This is a genomic window from Methanomicrobium sp., from assembly GCF_055145805.1.
The window spans coordinates 1-5,558 of sequence record NZ_JBSREC010000078.1 but is presented as its reverse complement, the minus strand read 5'-3'; the positions used below and the strand labels follow the sequence as shown (position 1 = coordinate 5,558).

The window sequence follows — 5,558 nt, the reverse complement described above, 5'->3', positions numbered from 1 at the left end:
CCGATCTCAGTCCGCCGAGGGTCTGAACCCTCTCGACTCGCATGGCTTAATCGAACCCCGATAGCAGTGACCTCTGGCAGGATCAACCAGAATTTTATTTGTTCATACAACTCACGAATTGAGTTCTATGGACCTGACGAAAACTACCGTTTTCGTGCAGTATTGAAGATACGTTTCACTTCGGCACACTTGTTCTATCGATATCATTTTTGTATCACAAAAGGAATTAGCGGTTAATTAAACAAATTTCCGCATTGTCAGTGCCAACGTCAGAACCGACACCCCCATCCGGGTGACTTCGGTTCTCCATCAAGAATCGCGAGATAACATATTGGGCTTATTTCCATATAAACCCATTAGTTTTCTCTTTGGAAAAGTCAGGACATCACATCAGAAACATAACAGAGTTATATCCCTGTGCCAATCCACATGCTTTTCTATTAATCCGTCTATATTTCAGGCATTTTTGAAACGGACGCATTTGAGCGAACTTTCGCCATCATACTTCGGCCTTACAAAGTGGTCTTTCGCCACATATAAACCTTGTTAATTCAGGACCGTTTTTGGTCTGCTGATCACCCTGACCCTTTGTGAAGACTGGTAAAACAGGCGTTTTTCCAGGGTTTTTTTCCGTCCGCGCAAAACAGGGTCGAAATGCAGGGGGTGAACAGGCAGAGGATTTTGGAGGTTGCGCCGGTTTTCTTTCCAATCCGGGAAAAATTATTAGTTTTTCTACCCTCCCCGTCTGTGTATAATATTATACTCTTATCTTACACTGGCAGGATTAACGGAGCAGAAAACTGATGTAAATATGACAGATTCTGTTTTTGACCTTAATTTCCTATTATTATCTTTAAATCCAATTTTATTCAATATCCTTTCTCCTATTTAGTTATAGCCGGCACAGGCCGGGCAAATTTCAAATTATAGAGCATTATTTCCTTAAAATCGTCTAAATTAGCAATATTTTGGATTTCTAAAAAACCAAACACTTACCACACATAACTATAAGAATAACATAGATGTTTATAATTCTATTTTATATGAGGTATATATATGTCTGAATCAGATATTAGCAAATCATCTGAAGATATAGTTGTTGAAATAAAAAATCTGACAAAAATTTTCGGGTCAAAACCTGAAAAAGCCAAAAAACTTATCAGGGAGGGTCTCTCAAAAAAAGACATTTTTGAGAAAACAGGCCAGAATGTCGCCTTAAAAGAAGTTAGTTTTGAAGTAAAATCGGGCGAAATATTTGTTTTAATGGGACTTTCAGGCTGTGGAAAGTCTACCCTTTTAAGATGCATAAACCGGCTTATAACACCCGAATATGGAAGTATAATAATAAACGGCGAAGATATTTCTAATCTTGAAGGAGCAGAACTCCTTAATCTTCGCAGATATAAAGTTGCAATGATCTTTCAGAGCTTTGCTCTTCTTCCCCACAAAAATATACTGGAAAATGTGGCATTCGGACTTGATATCCAGGGAATTTCAAATGAGGAAAAAGTCAAAAAAGCAACAGAAACACTGAAAATGGTAGGTCTTGAGGGATATGAGAACAGTATGCCTTCTGAACTCTCCGGAGGAATGCAGCAGAGGGTCGGCCTTGCAAGAGCCCTTGCATCAGATCCTGACATACTTTTAATGGATGAGGCTTTCAGTGCACTTGACCCCCTTATAAGAAAGGATATGCAGGACGAACTTTTAACCCTGCAGGATAATCTGCAAAAAACAATAATCTTTGTGACCCACGACCTTGACGAAGCCTTAAAACTCGGGACCAGAATTGCCCTGATGAAAGACGGGGAAATTCTCCAGATAGGAAACTCTGAAGAAATACTGATAAATCCTGCAACCAAATTCGTGGAAAAATTCGTTGAAGGTGTTGATATGGTAAAGGTTCTTACAGCATCCGATGTTATGAAAAAGCCGGAGCCCTTAATTTCAATAGATTCAGGCCCGAACAATGCTCTTCACTTCATGGAGGAATATGGTATTTCAAGTGTGTTTACCGTTTCAAAGAGCAGAAAATATGAGGGCCTGATAATGGCTGAGGATGCAACAAAGGCAAAAAAAGAAGGAAAAAAGCTCAATGATATTGTAAAAAGAGATGTTCCAATTGTCCGGACTGAAACACCTCTTAGCGAGATAATTCCGGTAATGGCCGACTCCCCGTATCCTGTTGCCGTTCTGGATGAAAATGACAGAATAAAGGGAATCATCATAAAAGGTTCTCTTCTTGCCGCAATGGCACGTATGGAGATTATTTAGATGGCTGACAATGCAATTATTCCAAAAATTCCTCTCGGGGATGCTGTCGAATATCTGGTAGACCAGCTTGATACATACTTTGGATGGCTCTTTGATGCAATAAGCACAATAATTGATATATTTGTAACCGGTCTTTCAGATTTATTATTTTTAATACCTCCCATAATTCTTATAATTCTTATTGCCGCTCTCGGGTGGCAGGTTACGAACAGGAATAATATGACAGGTATTCTTATTGCCGCAGGACTTCTGCTCATCTTAAATCTCGATCTCTGGAAAGAATCCATGCAGACTCTTGCACTTGTCATAACATCATCTGTAATTGCACTACTGATTGGAATTCCGGTTGGAATCTGGGCTTCACGAAGTGAAGCGGCAGACAGACTTACAAAACCGGTTCTTGATCTTATGCAGACAATGCCTTCATTCGTCTACCTGATACCTGCTGTAATCTTCTTCGGACTTGGAAATGTGCCGGGAATTATTGCAACAATAATATTTGCAATGCCGCCCGCAATACGCTTAACAAATCTCGGTATCCGTCAGGTGCCTGTTGAACTAAGCGAAGTTGCAGACTCATTCGGTGCAACTCCGGGACAGAAACTCATAAAAGTACAGCTGCCTGTTGCAATGCCCACAATTATGGCCGGCGTAAACCAGTGTATCCTTCTTGCACTTTCAATGACTGTCATCGCATCAATGATAGGAGCAGCAGGTCTTGGTCTGAACGTGCTTACAGGTATTCAGAGAGTCGATATAGGAGGAGGTTTTGAGGCAGGGCTTGCAATTGTAATAATAGCTATAATTCTCGACAGAATCTCACAAAACCTGATTAAATCGTGATTAGACAATACTTTATATAGTGAACTATATAAGGGTCAGAAGAGGCCGTGCTTTTACGGCCTTACCATAAGGTGTTTTTTTGGGGATGAATTTTTCCATTATTTTTTTCTGATTAAATACCCAACAGGTCGTGATAAATTGTTTAAAAGGAATGTAAAATTATTAACTGCCGGTATTGTTGTTCTCTTATCATTCATCCTTATAGCAGGATGTACAGGAGGCGCACCGTCAGAAGCAACACCCGCTGAAACCGGCACACAGCCGGCTGAAGAAGTAAAAATCGGATATGTTCTCTGGGATTCTGAAATTGCAAGTACAAACGTATTAAAACAGATTTATGAACAGGCAGGCTACGATGTCGAACTTATGGCAGTCGATGCAGGACCACTCTATCAGGCACTTGCCGACGGCAAAGTTGATATGACAATCTCAGCATGGCTTCCCGCAACCCAGGGAAACTACTGGGAAAAATATGGTAAGGACATCGATCTTGTCGGTCACAACCTTGACGGGGCAAAGATTGGTCTTGTAGTGCCTTCATATGTTGAAATCGATTCAATCGATGAGATGAACACAGTTGCAGACAAATTTGACAACACAATTACCGGAATTGAACCCGGTGCAGGAATGATGTCAAACACCGAGGATGCAGTAACCCAGTACGGACTTGATTACACCATTCTTGCAAGCAGCAGTGCGGGAATGACAGCAGAACTCACCAAAGCCATAAAGGATGAGAAATGGATTGTCGTCACCGGCTGGACGCCACACTGGATGTTTGCAAGGTTTGATCTGAAATATCTTGACGATCCAAAAGAAGTCTTCGGAGGAGAGGAGTATATTGGCTCACTCGCACGTCTCGGCCTTAAGGAAGAAAAACCGGGAGCATACTCCATATTAGAGAACTTCTACTGGCAGCCCTCAGACATGGAATCAGTTATGCTTGACGTGGAAGACGGAATGTCTGTTGAAGATGCAGCAGCAAAATGGATCTCCGCAAATCCTGAAAAGGTAAGCAAAATTATTGGAGAATAATTTTTAAAGAGCCGGTTTTGGCTCAGCTAAACTTTTTTTTTGATTCTCACTAACCAGAGATTATAATCTGCCTTTACTTTCACAGCCTGCGGAAAACGACTATATATTTCCAGACCCTTTTTGCAGATATGGTTACATCATCTCAGGTAGAAAAAGAGAACAGACCGTTTTCGTATCATTCAACTGTTCTTTTCGTAAAGGATGTGGAAATTTCAAAAAAATTCTATACGGAAATAATGGGAGAGGAGATAGAACTTGATCTCGGGCCAAATGTAGGTTTTAAAAGCGGACTTGGCATCTGGGACGGTAATTACGGCAGAAATGTAATATTCGGAGAATCTGAATCAAAAGACGGGGATTTCCAATCAAAAAAGATGCTTGAACTCTATTATGAAACCGATGATATGAAAAAAACCTCTGAAGTTTTAAAGTCAGCAGGTGTGGATTTCGTTCACGATGTGAAAAAGCAGCCCTGGCAGCAGCTTACCGTCAGATTTCTCGATCCCGACGGCCACATGATTGAGGTGGGGGAAAGAATGGACATATGTGTAAAAAGACTTGCAAAATCAGGAAAAACAGCTGAACAGATTGCAGAATCAACCACAATGCCGCAGGAAGCTGTAAACTACATGCTTAATACAAAATGATTTAAAAAAATTTAAAACTCAAATATTATTCTCTTTTTATTTTTTCAGATGCGTACTCAAGCATCTCAACGAGCTCCGACTCACGGATGGGCTTTACAAGATATCCAAGAGGTTCTGTTTTAAGCGCCCTTTCTCTCATACTCATATCAGAATATGCAGTTATGTAGATTACATGAATATCATAGTCATTGAGAAGTTTTTCTGCAATTGAGACGCCATCCATCTCTCCCTTTATGTTTATATCCATAAGGACGATATCAGGTCTTTCACTGCCAACTTTTTCAAATACCTTCTCGGCACGGTCAACGACTCCCAGAACAATACAGCCGTGCTTTTTTACCCTCTGCTCTATATCCATTGAGATAATTGCATCATCCTCAACAATCAGAATCCTGATATCTTTCATCATTATAAATCCGCCTATATACCTTCTGCTTTGAATTTTATCTCATAATGTGTGCCTTTTTCGGAATCAACCGTCATTTCCCCGGATAACTGCCTCTCAATCAAGTTGCGGACAAGACTTAACCCCAGAGATGTTGTTGTATATGGATCAAACCCTTCCAAAAGACCTTTTCCATTATCAGAGAAATTAAGGACGAACAAATCCCCTCCTTTTTCTTCAAGTGTTATCTTTACAATACCGCCACCTGCTTTTGGAAAGGCATGCCGGAAAGCATTTGTTAAAAGCTCATTTATCATAAGTCCGAATGGTATCGCTGCATCAAACGGAATCATAACATTTTCTGCTGAAACAAG

Annotated in this window: 6 protein-coding genes and 1 rRNA gene; 4 read left to right on the top strand and 3 right to left on the bottom strand. The window is 40.5% G+C overall.

Annotated elements, in window-relative coordinates; genetic code table 11:
• A 16S ribosomal RNA gene (locus ACTB1O_RS07290) occupies positions 1-93 on the bottom strand; the annotation flags it as partial.
• Positions 94-1,056: 963 nt separating this feature from the next.
• Between ACTB1O_RS07290 and ACTB1O_RS07285 the strand changes: the two genes are divergently transcribed.
• The 4 genes from ACTB1O_RS07285 (at position 1,057) to ACTB1O_RS07270 (ending at position 4,799) form a co-directional block, all read left to right on the top strand.
• On the top strand, positions 1,057-2,274 hold the full coding sequence (locus ACTB1O_RS07285; RefSeq protein ID WP_462994477.1) for a quaternary amine ABC transporter ATP-binding protein: 1,218 nt from the start codon (positions 1,057-1,059) through the stop codon (positions 2,272-2,274).
• Positions 2,275-3,117, top strand: coding sequence for an ABC transporter permease (locus ACTB1O_RS07280; protein ID WP_462994476.1), 843 nt, complete (start codon positions 2,275-2,277; stop codon positions 3,115-3,117).
• Positions 3,118-3,255: 138 nt separating this feature from the next.
• Entirely contained in the window at positions 3,256-4,152 is an 897-nt protein-coding gene (locus ACTB1O_RS07275) for a glycine betaine ABC transporter substrate-binding protein (RefSeq protein WP_462994475.1), read from the top strand.
• A 128-nt stretch (positions 4,153-4,280) separates the two neighbouring features.
• Positions 4,281-4,799, top strand: coding sequence for a VOC family protein (locus tag ACTB1O_RS07270; RefSeq protein ID WP_462994474.1), 519 nt, complete (start codon positions 4,281-4,283; stop codon positions 4,797-4,799).
• A gap of 25 nt (positions 4,800-4,824) precedes the next feature.
• Here the strand turns inward: ACTB1O_RS07270 and ACTB1O_RS07265 are convergent, their stop codons facing one another.
• The gene (locus ACTB1O_RS07265; RefSeq protein WP_462994473.1) at positions 4,825-5,208 is read right to left on the bottom strand and encodes a response regulator; all 384 of its coding nucleotides are present in this window, start codon (positions 5,206-5,208) and stop codon (positions 4,825-4,827) included.
• A gap of 11 nt (positions 5,209-5,219) precedes the next feature.
• The coding region (locus tag ACTB1O_RS07260) for a sensor histidine kinase (protein ID WP_462994472.1) at positions 5,220-5,558 on the bottom strand (339 nt) is incomplete at its 5' end.

Bases quoted from the DNA above. Each gene is read 5' to 3' on its own strand.
- ACTB1O_RS07285 (WP_462994477.1), top strand. From the start codon at position 1,057: ATGTCTGAATCAGATATTAGCAAATCATCTGAAGATATAGTTGTTGAA.
- ACTB1O_RS07280 (WP_462994476.1), top strand. From the start codon at position 2,275: ATGGCTGACAATGCAATTATTCCAAAAATTCCTCTCGGGGATGCTGTC.
- ACTB1O_RS07270 (WP_462994474.1), top strand. From the start codon at position 4,281: ATGGTTACATCATCTCAGGTAGAAAAAGAGAACAGACCGTTTTCGTAT.
- ACTB1O_RS07265 (WP_462994473.1), bottom strand. From the start codon at position 5,208: ATGATGAAAGATATCAGGATTCTGATTGTTGAGGATGATGCAATTATC.